We start from the raw sequence: 14,923 nt of genomic DNA on the forward strand, positions 1-14,923 counted from the left end.
CGGGGGCCATTTTCGCGTGTTTTCTTTGCTTCAAACTGGGAGCGGCTTGCTTAACCCCCGGCTACGGGAATCCAGATCGCGAACTCCGGGTCCGGATCGTCGGGATCCTGGGCAAGCGGGTACTCTTCGCAATGCGTGAGGCTTCCCTCAAGAACGGACAACCCCTGCTGTTCGATCCATCGATACAGGTTCCGGTACGTAGCGTCGATGCTTTGTCCTTTTCGGTGCGCGGTTGCCGCATAGGTCAAAGCCGGCACGTCGACCCGCGCCATCCCGTCCGGCGTCGCTCCGCGACCGTCGACCCGAACCGCCGCGTAATGGACGAAAGAAGAAGCGTCCGGACCCGCATGATACGAAAGCCCCAACAAAATGCCGTCGTCCGTCCGGCCTTCGATTTCCGCCAGCCTGCTTGCCAAATTCCGCTGAACGGCCCGGATCCCGCCCGCGCCGGCTTCGGCGAACGTCCCTTCCCAGCGCATGCCTACCGCGGCAAACGCGGGCCGAGCAATGACTTCGATTCGTTCTTCCCTTCGTTCCATGGTTTCGCCTCCATTTTCGCATGCCGCCCCGTTCTTCAAGAGGCGCCTTTTCCTATTACGAGGCGGAACCGGAAAGAGTTTCCTTTTCCGGACGGGCGTATACGTACACTTTCGTCCGCTGCGGATCGCCGCAAACGACGACCCGCTCGGGCTGCCAGCCGGGCAGCGCGAAGCAGACGCTGACGACGCGGGCTCCCGGCGACAGGCGGCTGCGGAAAATTGCGTCGAGACGCTTCATCGCGCCGGGATGCAAATAGCAGACAACGACGTCCGCCGTCTCGTACCGATAACGGTACAGATCCCCCTTCTCGAACGAAACGGGGCCGTTCGCGCGCCGATTCAAGCGAGCCGTCAGCCGCGACGCGAGCAGCGGCACGGTCGAATTTTCGATCCCCGTCACCGTTCGGACGGGGCAGTGCCTGGCCAAATGAAAGGCCAGCGTCCCCCAGCCCGCCCCCGCGTCGACGACGGCTACGGCGTCCTTCCGCATGCTGGCGATTCGTCCGATTTCGGCAGCTACCGCCCTGCGAACAGGAGCGGACGAAGGCATCGGAGAAATGCCGTTTTTCCAGCTAGCGAGCACGATCGACAGCGCCCCCGCCAAAGCCGCCGCAATCGCGATTACGGACAACATCACTTCGAGCGTCATGCCTTACGCGCCCGATCTCGCCCCGAGCCGTTCGTACAGGGCGTCCCGCTCCCGGGCGGCCCATTCGTGATCGGGGCGTTCCTCCAGCAGGTACAACAGCTGATCGTGAAAATCGTGGATCGAGAAGCCTTCCGGCAAATCCGCGAACAACGTCTCGAAATCGTATTTCGGCAGCTCCACCAGCCCGTCCCCCGCCCGCTCGAGCCAGCGCATCCAGTCGCCGATCGAAAGCGACCCCGCGCGCCATAAATCCGCCTGCAAAGCCAGGCAGTCCTGCAGCAGCTCGTATTCCGCCTCGCCGGACCAACGCCGGCAAGCCCGAACGGCCAAATCGTACAGCTTTCCGGCGGCATCCCGAGCCTCGTCGGCCAATTCGATTTGCAATCCGGCGGCGAAATCGTCCGCCTCGATCGTGTCCCCGTTATCGTACAGCAACGGCGCGTATGCCAGCTGGCTCACGATTTCGTTCAACGTATCGACATCGAGCTTTTGGGCCAAAAACGCCGCCGCGAGTTCGTACCGCATGTATCCAATCTCTCCCGTCTCACCTGTGATCCTGCCAAAAATTCAACGGCACCATACTATCTTCGATCCGCAAAAAGGCATATCCTTCCGCCTCGAGCGTTTCCAGAATCCGCGGCAGCGCGGAAATCGTCGTCTTCCGGTCGTGAAGCAGCACGACCGGGGCCGTTCCCTGGCGCTTGAGCTCCCGGACATCCTCTTTTATTTTTTTCAACAGCCCGTCCGTGTCCCCCTTGTATTTCCAATCGACCGTGTCGAGATTCCAATCCCACAGGCGATAGCCCGCCGCGGCCGTCGCGTCCCGATAGTCTTTCGTAAAATAAGGCTTGCTGCCATACGGGACCCGAATCAGGCTCGAGGTCACGTTCGCCGCCTTTTTCAGCCTTTCGTTCGCCTCGTTCATTTCGTCCAGCGACGCCTGCGGCCTTTCGTAGAACCGCTTTCTGTCGTGGGTCATCCCGTGCAAGCCGACCCGATGTCCTTCTTCCACCATCCGCTCGACCGCTTCGGGATACTTCGCGACCGCCGGCCCGAGCACGAAAAACGTCGCCTTCGCGCCATGGGCTTCCAGGACGTCGAGCAATTCCATCGTATGGGAGGTGGGACCGTCGTCGAACGTCAAATAGAGCGGCAGCTTATTTTCCCCGGCTCCCCGCCCGGTTTCGGCCTTCGCCTGCCGCAAAAACGCGTCGTCGTCAAGCGCAGCTTCCCGATCGCTCAGACGGATCGCCGGCAGCTCCGGATACGTTTTCATCTGATACTCGAAATATGCGGTCAAAAATTCGAGCGGAACGAGCAGCCGGCCGTCGCGCGCGAACAGCCAAAGCTCCGTTTCCCGCCCGTCCGGTTCCACGGCCACGTTTTTCTTCACGAACAGCGAGACGGATTTCCCCCGGCCCGACAGGCGAACCTCCTCGCCCTCCACCTCGATGCTCAATTTCATCGCGTCCGCCATCTTCCTCACCGGCACGAATAAAATCCCGTCGCGCGTCTCGGGAAACGCGTCCGCAAACGAAATCCCCGAATCGTTCACGGCTATGTACGGCGGCAGACCGGATAGGCCGGATTCGGCCGCCGCGTCGTCGCGAAGCATAAAAACGGAAACGAGAATAAGGGCAACGGTCAAAAAAACGAGCTTGGCACGCACCTCGAGCACCACTCCTCGCCGCCAGGGCAGGCTGTCGTTTACGAAAAGCCTATCATTTTTCCATAGAAGAAGGAATAAGAGATTGTGTCGATCGATAGGAACCATTACCGAATAAAAAAGCCGCTTAAACCGCGGTTTTACGGTCAATAACGACGGGAAATCCGTTCGGTCGCCAGGTTTCCCGTCGCTGAAGAATACGCCTGACGGCATCCTTGGAAAGACAGGACTCCCGGGGATCGTAAATGGTGGAGATTTAGGGCGGAATGTCGCGAGAGGCGCATGCGCACAGCCGGGGGAGATGAGTCCCCATGACTCAACTGGAGCGTTCGCGGGCGGGTGGAAGCTGTCAGATGAGCAATATTTACTCAAGTGCGTGCGGCTGGGTGCGTTTGGCGGGGGGAGATGAGTCGTCATGACTCAACTGGAGCGTTCGCGGGCGGGGGAAGCTGTCAGATGAGCAATATTTACTCAAGTGCGTGCGGCTGGGTGCGTTTGGCGGGGGGAGATGAGTCGTCATGACTCAACCGGAGCGTTCGCGGGCGGGGGAAGCTGTCAGATGAGCAATATTTACTCAAGTGCGTGCGGCTGGGTGCGTTTGGCGGGGGGAGATGAGTCGTCATGACTCAACCGGAGCGTTCGCGGGCGGGCGGAGGCGGCGAGATGAGTCATGGCTTCTCAACTGCGTATGGCTGTAACGCGCCTTGCCCCCAAGCTTGCATGGACACATTCGCACGGGAAAGAAATTAAAAGACTGCCGACCTTTTCGGCAGTCTTTCGCCATCCGGCGGCGTTCGCCGCATGCGGCGGGTTAGGTGATGCGCACGGCGAGTCTTTCGTCGTCCGGCGACGTTCGCCGCATGCGGCGGGTTAGGTGATGCGCGCGGCGAGTCTTTTGTCGTCCGGCGGCGTTCGCCGCATGCGGCGGTTCGGAGACGCACGGCGAAGGTCTTTCGCCTTCGACGCATTGCGCCGCATGCGACAAGAGGCGCAACGCGCCTGCGAGTCATTCGCCGTCCGCGATCTCGATGCGTTTCGCCTGCGGCTTCGGCCGCTTCGGCCGCTTCGGCACTTCAAGCCGCAGCAGCCCGTTTTTGAGCGAAGCTTTCACGTCGGCCTCGTCCAGGTCCTTCGCGTAAAACCGGCGGACGAATTCGCCGTAGCGGCGCTCCCGGCGCACGACCCGGCCGGCCTCGTCCTGCGCCTCCGTTTCTGCCTTGCGCTCCGCCTTGACGGTCAAATACGGATTTTCGTATTCGATGCGGATGTCGTCTTTTCCGAAGCCCGGGAGCTCGGCCTCGATAAAGTACGCCTGCTCGGTCTCCCGGATGTCCGTTTTGAACGGAACCGGCGCGTCCGTGCGGAACGGCGCGAAGAAAGGTTCGCTCCACATTTCGTCGAAGGAACGGGTCAAGTGGCGAAAAACGTCTTCCCGACGTTTGGCAAACGGTACGATCGCAAACATGTTTCATTTCCCCTTTCGATTTTTGACTAAATTTGACCTTTGCACGACTTTATTATAACGGGGGATGGCGCGACCGACAAAACGGATAATCCGCCTTATTTTCCCGTAGGGGCTTGTTTTTGCCGTTTTCCCCGAACTTTACTGACCTTTACTGACTATTTGATCATTTTTGACCTTATGGGCGAAGCCATCCCTGGCTCCCGTCCGCCCGATCTTGCCGGCTCGTTCGCCTGCGTCCGCGGCAAAACTTGTCCTATTTACCCTGAAATCCGCGGCCTGAACCGCATTTCGGCGCAATTTTTCGATCTCTCCGTCCAAATGAGAGAATTCTAACCGTTTTTTAAGAAAAAGGGTGCAACCTTTGCCGCACCGGCCTCTTTTTTCACCTTGGAAAATTTTATGAAATTTGGCTTGTGCTATATTAGGTTCAGTTAAAAACGGAAAATAAAACAGGCACCCTTAGACTGCAGGAGGATCGTCGATCGATGATGAAAAGAAAACTCGCCAAGTGGGCGTCCATCGGTTTATTAACGGCTGTGGGATATTTCGGAATAACCGCCGTTTCCTCTTCGGAGGCCAGCGCGGCCACGGCGGAATCGCTCGAATTGCTGGCGGTCGGCAAAGAATACATCGGCACCCCTTACAAATTCGGAGCGGCTAGCGGAAGCGCGGAAGCGTTCGATTGCTCTTCTTTCGTTCAATACATATACGATCAAATGGGTCTTGAGCTTCCCCGCACGACCAGCTCGCAGGCGGATATCGGAGTGAAGGTGGCGAAAGCTTACCTTAGCGTGGGGGATTTGGTCTTTTTCAAGACGGGAAGCAGCTCCATCGGCCACGTCGGCATTTACGCGGGAGGCGGCAAATTTCTGCACGCGTCAAGCAGCAAGGGCGTGACGATTTCCAAGCTTAGCGACAGCTACTGGAAGAACAGATACGTGACGGCTCGCAGAGTGCTTTAAAAATCGGGCGCAAGTTTCCGGAACGGCAGTAACACGTGACGGCACGGCTGTAAGACGGTCGCGTACGCGGGCGCAGGTGGCGCGGGTGGATCGAGGAATCGAGACACATGAATGATTGCGTGCGCGAACGGCGCGGCAGATTGAGGCGCAAAGACGAGTACGTGCGCGAGCAGGCGCTGCGGATTTGCCGCAAGAACGAATGCGAATGCGTACGCGTGCAGGCGCTGTTGATTTGGCGCAAGGACGAATGCGTACGAGAGCAGGCGCTGCGAAACAGCCTTCAGGCGACCGCCAGTTCGCCCGATGCTCGAACCTCGTTGGATTTCATCCAACGAAGAGCGGGCTTTTCGCGGGAATTGTCCCCTAGGTTGGATTTTGTCCAATCAAATGGCGGCTTTTTGGCCGATTCGTCCGATTCTCGCATTTTTCGTTGGATAAAATCCAGTATAGGCAGCGGTTTTCGCTTTTTTCACTTCGCCGGTTGGATAAAATCCACCGAAGGACTCCCGATATACGCGAGCTCCTTCGGTTATCTTGCCGGGGCATGACGAAATGGCACAGCATGTCGGAACGTGCAGCATGTCGGCAACTTGCAGTATGGCGAAAACGTGCAGCGCGTGGAAACTTACAGCGGTGCGATATTGTACAACATGGCGAATTCTTGCAGCGTGACCGAAATTAGCAGAGCGGTAAACTCTGTAGCATGACGAAAACCGGTGGCGCGACGGAACCTTGGTCCCTCATGCGCCGGCGAGCCGTGACGACGATAAAAAGAATGCTCCCTCCGGTTCGGAGGAGCATTCTTTTTGCGCGTTCGGCTTGAAATTCGGCAAACGGAACGCGGGCTTGCGGCCGGTCAATCCGTCGTTTTCTTGCTTCGCATCATGAGCAGGAACAAATAAGGAGCGCCCATGACGGCCGCCACGATTCCGGAAGGAATCTCGCGCGGGCTGAGCACCGTGCGGCCGACCCAATCGGCGGCGACGAGCAGCGTCCCCCCAGCAGGGCGGCCACGACCATCGAACGGCGGTGGTTTGCGCCGACGAGCAAGCGCGCCGCGTGCGGAGCGAGCAGGCCGACGAAGCCGATGGAGCCGACGTTCGCCGCCGACACGGAAGCGAGCACGACGGCGACGGCGCCCGCGAGCAGCCGGGTGCGGCGCACCGGGAGCCCGAGCCCGGTCGAGCTCTCGTCGTTAAAGGAGAGCAGATCGACCCGCCGGCCGAGCCACCAGGCGAAAGGAAGCAGCAGCGCGACCGGCGGCAGCATTTGCGCGACGTGCGGCCAGTCGCGGGCATACGTGCTCCCGGCCATCCAGGCGAGCGCCGGCGCCAGCGTCAGCTTCGCTTGAAGGACGAGGATGTTGATGACCGCGGAGCAGGCGGCGGCGACGGCGATCCCGACGAGGATGAGCACCGTCGGGCTTAAGCCCCTTCGCCAGGCGATCGCGTACACGAGGCCGGAAGCGGCAAGGCCTCCGGCGATGGCGCCGAACGGGAGCCAGCCGGCCGGGAGCTGCGGGAAGGCGATCAGCAGCAGCAGCGCGCCGACGCCGGCGCCGCTCGTGACGCCGACGACCTGCGGGTCCGCAAGCGGGTTGCGGACCGAACTCTGCAGCAGGCAGCCGCTGACCGCCAGCGCCATGCCGACGAGTCCCGCCGTCAGCAGGCGCGGCAGCCTCATGTCGAGCAGGATCGAGCGGTGAAGCTCGTCGCCCCCGCCGGCCAGCGCGGCCAGCATTTCGGCCAGCGAAAGCCGGACGCTGCCGCTCATCAGGCTGGCGGCCCAGACGGCGAGGAGCAGCGCGCCGAGCAAGGCGACCCAGGCCGGGTACGGAACGGCCCGGACCCAACTCCCCGGCGGAGCCGTCGGAACGCCGGAACGGGCGGAGCCGCGTGCCCCCGCGTGGCGGGAAACCCGCAGCGCCAGCCAAATAAGCCACGGCGCGCCGATGATGGCGGTGACGGCCCCCGCCGGCAGCTCGCCGAAGCTGCTGACGACGGAACGGGCGAGCGTGTCCGATCCGACGAGGATCGCCGCGCCCCATACGGCGCTGACGGGAATGAGCCACGCATGGCGGGCGACGCCGGACAGGCGCACGAGGTGCGGGGCGATCAGGCCGACAAAGCCGATCGGGCCGACGACGCTGACGATGACACAAACGAGCACGACCGCGAGCGCCATGCCGGCGAACCGCGTCGCCCCGACCTTCTGCCCGAGCGAGCGGGCCGTTTCGTCCCCGAAGGCGAGCAGATCGAAATGCCGGGAGGCGAGCACGAGCAGGAGCAGGCCCGCCCCACCCAGGGCCACGCGAACCGCGCACCGCTCCAGTCGTTCTGGATAAGCGTTCCGGACCCCCACAGAAACAAGCCTTGCGTCGTTTCCTCGAACAGCAGGTGAAGCGCGCTCGTGATCGAGGAGAAGACGAGCGTGACGATCATGCCGGACAGCGCGAAGCGGGCGGGCGTCCCTTTGCGCCCGCCTCCCATCGCGTAGACGGCCGCGGCAGCGGCTGCGCCGCCGGCTACCGCGAACAAAATCGGCGCCTCATGCAGCAGGCCCGGAAAAAAAATCGTGCCGACGACGACGACGAGGTAAGCTCCGGCGTTGACGCCGAGCGTCGACTCGGAGGCGAGCGGGTTGCGCGTCACCGTCTGCATGAGCGCGCCGGCCGCCGCCAGGCCGGCACCGGCGATAATGCCCATGACCGTCCGCGGCAGCCGCACGCCCAGGACGAGCTGATGCTCGGCAACGTCCTGGGATCGAAACAGCGCATCGACCACGGCTCGCAGCGATACGTTCGCCAACCCTTGCGTCAGGCTGACGAAGACAAGCGCGGCAAGCACGGCAAGCCCTCCCGCAAGCATGCCCAACGGCTTCCAGCCCGCCCCGCGCGCAGCGGTTCGGGCTGGATCGGCGTTGCGGAAGGATGGCGTTTCCGCCTCCCGGCCTGCGGGCTTCATTGCGTCAGCAGGTCGGTCGTTTTCTGAGCGAGCAGCTTGACGGACAGCGGCCCGCCGTAAGGCCACGTGTCGCCGCCGAGCGCGTAAACGCGGTTTTCCTTGACGAAATCCAGGCCGCTCCAGACCGGATTTTTGGCGAGGAGATCAAGGGCTGGGTCGGTCGACTGGATAATATGAAGCAGCGTCGCGTCCTGTATGCCCGGCAGCGCTTCGACGTCCGTCGTCGAAAAGCCGTAGCCTTCGAATTGGCTCGAATGATAGGCGTTCTTGAGCCCGATGCGCTCCAGCGCCTTGACTGCAAGGGCATTATCGGTCGAAAGCCGGAACGTAACGGCGTTCTGATCGCTGAACGCCATCGCGAGCACGAACGGCATGTCGGCTTTGCCCGCTTCCGCCAGCTTCGCCTTGTTTTCTTCGTAAGACCGGTTCAAATCCTCCAGTACTTTGTCCGCTTCCGCCGTCTTGCCGACGACGTCCGCGATCGTTTTGAACGTCTGTTCCATCTCCTGGTATTGATCCCCTTGGCCTTCGGCCGGATACGGATCGAACACGATCGTCGGCGCGATTCCGGCAAGCTGCTCGTACGTGCTCTCGACGCGGAATTTCACCCCGATAATCAAGTCGGGCTTCAAGGAAGCGATCATCTCCAGGTTCGGTTCCTGGCGGGTGCCCACGTCGACGACATCCGCGCTCAATTGCGGCTCGATATTGACGTTTTTCTTGTAATTTTCGATATCGGCAAAGCCGACCGGCTGCACGCCCAGCGCCAGCAGGTCTTCGCCGTACGTCCATTCGAGCACGACGATGCGCTGCGGTACGCCTTTGACTTCGGTCGTGCCCATCGCATGCTCGATCTTGCGCGTCTCATCGCCGGAAGGCGCGGCCGACTCGGAAGCCGATGGCGACGACGGCGCCGCGGAAGGCGACTCCGAAGCGCTCGGAGAGGCGCCCGAGCTCGAATTGGATCCGTTGTTTCCGCAAGCGGAAAGGACGAGGATGAAAGCTAAAACGAAAAGTAAAACGGAAGGCTTGAACAAACGCACAGTGTGGTCCCCCTGACCGTTCATGTAGCGGCGGAGTTCCGACAGCCTCGGCTGGTTCAGCCTAATGATAACCGTTATCAAATCCGCCAGATTGAATGATAATGGTTATCATTTTCTCTGTCAATAAGCTTTTTTACGAGGACGCGGTTTTTCGCCCGGCCATCTTTTTCCAACCGGCTGCCGTCGCTTCCGCATCCCACCGGAAAGTGGCCGCGGCCGCGCCGAGACAAACGATCGTGAAGCCCGCAAGCATGCCAAGCGGCATCCAGATAGCCGACAAGCCGTCTTGAGGCCGAATCGCGACGGACATGGCTTCCACCAAGTAGTGGAAGGGCTGCATCCTCCCGACGATCGCGACCCACTGCGGCGCGCGTTCGAGCGAATAGAAGGCTTCGCTTGTCAACAGCATCGGAAAGCTCATCAAATTCGAGATCATGTTCACGTTGCCTTCGTCCCTCGACAGGTTGGCGGCAAGAAACCCCAGCGCGGTGAAGCAAACGGTGCCGAGCAGCAGCACAAGCAGAATGAGACCGAGGGCCGCAAAGCCGATTTTTATCCCGAACGAAATCGTGCCGATGGCGATGACGCAGGCGCTGACAAGAAGCGTCAGGACGGTTCGCGAACCCGTTGTCGCGGCAATGAACGCCACGGTCGAAAAAGGCGTCGCCCGCAGCAGCTTGTAGATGCCCCGATTGCGCTGAGCCATGACGTAAAAGGCGGTGACGATGGTCGCGCCGAACAGAACGTTCGTCGTCAGGACGCCCCCGAGCAGCCGGTAAGAGTAGTCCGAATCGTTAAAATAAAGTCCGAGCCCCATCAGCATGGCAACCGGAAAAACGATGTTCCAGACCAGGGTATGCATGTCGCGAAACAGGCTTTTCAGCATCGTAGTCAAAATAACCCGCATCGAGCGTCCTCCTTAAGTCAATTGAATGTAAAGCTCTTCGAGATTGTCGGCGCCATAGCGGGCGAGCAGCTCGTCGGGCGTTCCGGAAGCCCGAACGCGCCCTTGGCTGATAAGCACCAGGCGGCCGGCCAGCTTGTGCACTTCCTCCATATCGTGCGAAGTAAATACGATGGAGGCGCCCGAATCCGCCAGCGAACGGATCAGCTCCCGGATTTCGCGCCGGGCCCGGGGATCGAGCGCGGCCGTCGGCTCATCCAGAAACAGCAGCTTCGGGTCGTGCACGAGCGCCATCGCGATGGCGAGCCGCTTCTGCTGGCCTCCCGAGAGCCGAAGCGCATCCAGTCGAGCCGAATCGGCCAACCCGCAACGGCTCAAATGGCCGAAGAGTTCCGCGTCCTTCGGCCGCCGGCCGTAAAAGGCGGCGAACATCCGCAAATTTTCAATGGCCGTAAATCCCGGAAAAAAGGGCGTGGACTGAAGCTGCAGTCCGATGTGCCGGGACGGCTCCGAAGTCCAGTAAGCAACCGCCCCCGCATCGGGCCTGCAAAGTCCCAGCACCAAGTCCAGCGTCGTGGATTTGCCCGCTCCGTTGGGACCGATAATGGCAAGCACTTCTCCCTCCCGTATGTCCAGATTCACGCCGTCCACGACCTTTTTTTGCCCATACGTCTTCTTCAGTCCTTTCGCCTCGATAAGCAGGTTTTCCCTCATGCGCGTTTTCGCTCCTTTATAACCAATATTATATATCCAATGTTGGATATATGACTGAGATAATAGCCGCAGCCGAAGCTGAGGCTTATTCCCGGACTAAAGCGATGATTTTGTTCAAAAAAGCAACATCGTGCTCGAGCAGCGAAATCGCATGATCGAATGTCGCGACGGCAACCTCGGACAAGCCGTATTGCTGTTTGATTTCCTTTCCCGAGCGCCATTGAGCTAGCGTCGCCTCCACCTGCCCGAGGTTCCGCTCCAGCAGTTCCAAAGCCTCCTGCTTGGGAATGTGTTCGATCCAGGCGAGCCCGAGCGAGAAGTCGGACTTGACGGAATGCGGAGGAAGCGTCAGCGTTTCGCGGAGCAGCCTCTGGAAGCATTTCTCTCCTTCCTCCGTAATGCTGTAGATTTTGCGAAGTCTCGCGCCCGTCCGTTCTTCTGCGGTTGCCGCGATCAGACCGTCGCCTTCCATTTTGTTGAGCGCGTAATAAATGGAACCGGACAAGACGTTCGTCCACAAATCCATCCGGCTCGACTGGATCAGCTGCTGGATCTCGTAACCGTGCATCGGGCGCTGGCGCAGGAAGGAAAGCAAAATGAGATTGGTCATGACGGTCACTGCCTTTCCTTCTCTTGGGCGGTCAAGCGTTAACCCGGATTGTATATCCAACGTTGGATATACGGCGATTATAGCCCCGCCCTTTCCTCTTGTCAACGGTCCGTTCCGCAAAAAAACCGGCCCCGCCTGGTGCTGCTGGACATCCACCTGCCGGCATACGACGGGTACTACTGGTGCCAGCAAATTCGCACGCAGCCTCCTATTCGTTCAGTAAACGGATCATTTTCTGCACAGTATCATTCTCTTCAAGAGGACGATAAACAGTTAGCTTCAGTTCGGGGGCATCGTAAACTCTAAAGGTGATATGTTCCATAACCATGGTTCCAACACGCGGATGATTGATTATTTTCTTGCCGATTGGCGTACCCGAAATATCATAGCTTGGCCACCATAGCCTGAATTCGGGGCTGATCTCCATTAACTCCGCGACCAAATCCTTAAACCAGTTTTCTCCTACAAAAGGAGTGCTTGTTGACCGGAATTGCGCCAATAGTCGTTTTGCGTGGTTTTTCCAATCCCCAATTAGATTTCGGTAAGCGGGCGAAGCAAAGCATCGCCAAATTGCGTTTCTCTCTTTTTTATCCATCTTTTCAAAATCCCCAAAGACCTGCTCGCCCGCTTTATTCCAAAGTAATATATCCCACCGCTGATCTGTCACATAAGCCGGACATCTCTCATATTCATTCATAAAATTTTGTACGATCGGAATAAGGCTTTCCTCGATCGAAGCCGTTTGTTCTACTGGCAGCTGCCCGAGAGCCAGATTGTACAGATGATTCCTCTCCTCGGCATTAAGCTGCATGACCGTTACGAGACATTCAAGTACCTGGGTGGAAACTTGTATATTTTTTCCTTGCTCCAGCCATGTATACCAGGTAAGACCGATGCCTGCAATCTGCGCCAACTCTTCTCTGCGCAGGCCTTGGACTTTCCGTCGCGGCCCTACGGGCAATCCGAATTGTTCAGGAGTAAGTCTGGAGCGCCTCGATTTTAAAAACTTTCCTAACTCCCTGCGTTTCTCTTCCCGATCGCTCATGATCAACTTCCTTTCGTTAAAACCATTACTTTTAATACTATGATAAACAGGATTCTATTCATAGTATTTCATCTACATTAATCTTACAACTGCAGCACCTCCAATTTGAAGACAAAGGAGTGATTGTATTGCAAAGTAGCGGCAGACCCGGGCTTACGCAAGGTCTGATTGCGCTTATGGCGGCAGCCTGCGGATTTGCCGTAGCGAACGTCTATTTGAACCAGACCCTTCTGGTCGATATAGCCGCAACATTCGGGGCGGCTGAGGCCGAGGCTGGGATCGTGACGACACTCGCCCAGGTTGGTTATGCCCTAGGTAACCTTATGATCGTGCCGCTAGGGGACATTTTCGAAAGACGCCGACTAATTCTTGCCTTGCTGGGCATGGCAAGCCTGTCACTGGTATCCTCGGCTCTCTCCGGTTCGATTACATGGTTGGTCGTCAGTAATTTCTGTCTTGGCTTAACCACGGTAATTCCGCAAATTATCGTTCCTTTGGCCGCGGAGATGGCGGATGAACGCAATCGCGGAAAAGTGCTAGGGACGGTAGCCATCGGACTGGTCTGCGGCATACTGGGAGCCAGACTTGTCAGCGGCTTGGTGGGCAGCTTGTGGGGATGGAGAAGCATGTACTGGATTTCGTTCGGATGCATGCTTCTGCTTGCCCTACTGATTCGGCTTCGCTTTCCCGTAAGCAAAGGAACGGCCTCATTACCTTATCGCGGACTTCTTCTTTCCCTGGGGCCTCTATTTATGAAAGAAGACGTGCTTCGGCGTTCTTGTTTAAGTCAGGGGATGATTTTTGGATCATTTAGCGTTTTTTTTACGACAATAGGATTCCTGTTGCAAGCGCCCCTTACTCCTATAGCAGCGCTGTCGTCGGTCTGGTCGGCCTGGTAGGAATCGGTGGCATGATCGCTACACCTATAATCGGAAGGGTCATCGATAGAAAGGGGGCTTCTTTCGCCAACAAAATGTGTATGCTTGCGGCTATGATCTCCTTCCTGATCGCCGTGACAGCGGGACACTGGCTACCGGCTTTGATCTTGGCCGCTTTTTTGCTGACGGTCGGAACACAGGCTAATCAGGTGGCCTGTCAAGCCAGCATTTTCAGCCTCTCCGCTTCCGCGCGAAGCCGATTGAACGGGCTGTATATGGTTTGCACCTTCCTGGGGGAGCATTGGGATCCTATTTAGGGGTATGGGCATGGACCCGGTGGCACTGGACAGGCGTTTGCATTTGCGGCATGGTCATGATTGCGGCCGGGATGGGCGCTGCTCTGGGAAACAAAAAACGGCGTTAACAGCCGCAAACGATAAGTTCATGAAGAAAGGGATGGATCTAACATGACATTTGTTGATGAAAACTACAAAAAAGGAATGGAAATTTTGTCTAAAATCGATGGGGAACATTATAAGGCCATCGTGGACAGCTTTCAGGATTCCGTAGCACCGGATCTGGGGAGATTGGCCGTAGAATTTAACTATGGGCAAATTTTTTCCCGTCCCGGCTTGGATTTGAAATCGCGCCTTCTTGCCACCGTGGCTGGTCTTACAGCCATGGGAAATACGCAGCAACTGAAATTTTACATCAATGGCGCGTTAAATGTAGGGTGGACCGAAGAGGAGATCGTCGAATGCATGATGCAAATGATCATCTACGCGGGTTTTCCGGCGGGGTTAAACACGATACTTACCATCGCAGCAGAAGTATTTGAAGAACGAAACCTTCAATCAAAATAAACCCATTTTCTTTGGACATCTGGGAGGCATAAATTGGCTGGAACTAACGCTTGCCAAAAATACCGACCGAGCTGCCACAGTATCAGCCGCAAGACACATACACGGCCGAACTATCCGTAGCGCAAGAATAACCAACACGGTTTATCCGGGTTGGTTATTCTTTTGGAAGGCTGGCTAGTAGAACAAACAAAGGGATGGATAGTTTGAAAATCCAGTATATCAAGTAAAGGAAGTAACAGCATGTGGACCGTTCTGTTCACGGTTATGAGATCGAAAGTGTACAGGAAGTTCGTAATTGATGGCGACAAAGCTGACGAGAAAAATAACCGCAGCGCTGAACAGCGAGATGAAGGTCAGGCTCAGCGTCTGGTTGCGAATCTGGAACCGCAGCGAAGACTTCCACAACACTCGGATTTCCTTCCAAATAACGGGGGCGGCGGCTTGGGCGCCGCAGCAACCACCCGGCAAATTGATGGAAAAACAGAAATTTCCCGAGCCCAACGGGCCCATGATCGCCGTAAACTCTCCCGATTCCACCGTCAAATCGCCTCTATGTGCCGCTCCATGTAGTCAACTGAACGGACTGCTTGTGCCGAAAATCCGGCGGACGGCGCCTTGTAGT

At 58.0% G+C, this 14,923-nt stretch carries 14 protein-coding genes and 2 pseudogenes; 4 read left to right on the forward strand and 12 right to left on the reverse strand.

Annotated features, from left to right (window positions below; genetic code table 11):
* Positions 1–50: 50 nt before the first annotated feature.
* The 5 genes from JW799_RS06260 to JW799_RS06280 form a co-directional block, all read right to left on the reverse strand.
* Positions 51–539, reverse strand: a complete 489-nt coding sequence (locus JW799_RS06260) for a GyrI-like domain-containing protein (protein WP_080832784.1) — start codon at positions 537–539, stop codon at positions 51–53.
* A gap of 55 nt (positions 540–594) precedes the next feature.
* The gene (locus tag JW799_RS06265; RefSeq protein ID WP_205429097.1) at positions 595–1,188 is read right to left on the reverse strand and encodes a class I SAM-dependent methyltransferase; all 594 of its coding nucleotides are present in this window, start codon (positions 1,186–1,188) and stop codon (positions 595–597) included.
* A 3-nt stretch (positions 1,189–1,191) separates the two neighbouring features.
* On the reverse strand, positions 1,192–1,713 hold the full coding sequence (locus JW799_RS06270; RefSeq protein ID WP_205429099.1) for a hypothetical protein: 522 nt from the start codon (positions 1,711–1,713) through the stop codon (positions 1,192–1,194).
* A 19-nt stretch (positions 1,714–1,732) separates the two neighbouring features.
* On the reverse strand, positions 1,733–2,857 hold the full coding sequence (locus tag JW799_RS06275) for a polysaccharide deacetylase family protein (RefSeq protein WP_205429101.1): 1,125 nt from the start codon (positions 2,855–2,857) through the stop codon (positions 1,733–1,735).
* 1,003 nt (positions 2,858–3,860) lie between these two features.
* Entirely contained in the window at positions 3,861–4,319 is a 459-nt protein-coding gene (locus JW799_RS06280; protein WP_080832788.1) for an Hsp20/alpha crystallin family protein, read from the reverse strand.
* Between the two features lie 485 nt (positions 4,320–4,804).
* Between JW799_RS06280 and JW799_RS06285 the strand changes: the two genes are divergently transcribed.
* Positions 4,805–5,281 (forward strand): C40 family peptidase, encoded by a 477-nt coding sequence (locus JW799_RS06285; protein ID WP_080832789.1) that lies wholly within the window; start codon positions 4,805–4,807, stop codon positions 5,279–5,281.
* Between the two features lie 107 nt (positions 5,282–5,388).
* On the forward strand, positions 5,389–5,829 hold the full coding sequence (locus JW799_RS06290) for a hypothetical protein (protein WP_205429104.1): 441 nt from the start codon (positions 5,389–5,391) through the stop codon (positions 5,827–5,829).
* Between the two features lie 308 nt (positions 5,830–6,137).
* Here JW799_RS06290 and fhuB read toward each other — a convergent pair.
* From fhuB to JW799_RS06320, 6 genes and pseudogenes are all read right to left on the reverse strand, one after another.
* Positions 6,138–8,244 (reverse strand): annotated as a pseudogene (gene fhuB, locus JW799_RS06295) (Fe(3+)-hydroxamate ABC transporter permease FhuB).
* Entirely contained in the window at positions 8,241–9,287 is a 1,047-nt protein-coding gene (locus JW799_RS06300; protein WP_338026228.1) for an ABC transporter substrate-binding protein, read from the reverse strand. Before JW799_RS06300 ends, fhuB begins: the two are co-directional and overlap by 4 nt.
* Before the next feature lie 133 nt (positions 9,288–9,420).
* A complete protein-coding gene (locus tag JW799_RS06305; protein WP_080831930.1) occupies positions 9,421–10,194 on the reverse strand; it encodes an ABC transporter permease in 774 nt (257 codons plus the stop codon).
* Positions 10,195–10,206: 12 nt separating this feature from the next.
* Positions 10,207–10,905: an ABC transporter ATP-binding protein gene (locus JW799_RS06310; RefSeq protein ID WP_205429108.1), complete on the reverse strand. Its 699-nt coding sequence runs from the start codon at positions 10,903–10,905 to the stop codon at positions 10,207–10,209.
* An 85-nt stretch (positions 10,906–10,990) separates the two neighbouring features.
* Entirely contained in the window at positions 10,991–11,515 is a 525-nt protein-coding gene (locus tag JW799_RS06315) for a PadR family transcriptional regulator (RefSeq protein ID WP_205432853.1), read from the reverse strand.
* 208 nt (positions 11,516–11,723) lie between these two features.
* Positions 11,724–12,560 carry a helix-turn-helix transcriptional regulator gene (locus tag JW799_RS06320; RefSeq protein ID WP_205429110.1) on the reverse strand — a complete coding sequence of 279 codons (837 nt, stop codon included), beginning with the start codon at positions 12,558–12,560 and terminating at the stop codon, positions 11,724–11,726.
* Positions 12,561–12,682: 122 nt separating this feature from the next.
* On the opposite strand from JW799_RS06320, the pseudogene JW799_RS06325 reads away from it, so the two are divergent.
* Together JW799_RS06325 and JW799_RS06330 are read left to right on the forward strand one after the other, a co-directional pair.
* A pseudogene (locus JW799_RS06325) lies at positions 12,683–13,862 on the forward strand (MFS transporter).
* Positions 13,863–13,905: 43 nt separating this feature from the next.
* The gene (locus tag JW799_RS06330) at positions 13,906–14,301 is read left to right on the forward strand and encodes a carboxymuconolactone decarboxylase family protein (protein WP_205429112.1); all 396 of its coding nucleotides are present in this window, start codon (positions 13,906–13,908) and stop codon (positions 14,299–14,301) included.
* Positions 14,302–14,520: 219 nt separating this feature from the next.
* Here the strand turns inward: JW799_RS06330 and JW799_RS06335 are convergent, their stop codons facing one another.
* Complete coding sequence (locus JW799_RS06335) at positions 14,521–14,838, reverse strand: hypothetical protein (protein WP_205429113.1); 318 nt, start codon at positions 14,836–14,838, stop codon at positions 14,521–14,523.
* Positions 14,839–14,923: the final 85 nt, after the last annotated feature.

The sequence above is a fragment of the Cohnella algarum genome, from assembly GCF_016937515.1.
GTDB classification, from domain to species: domain Bacteria; phylum Bacillota; class Bacilli; order Paenibacillales; family Paenibacillaceae; genus Cohnella; species Cohnella algarum.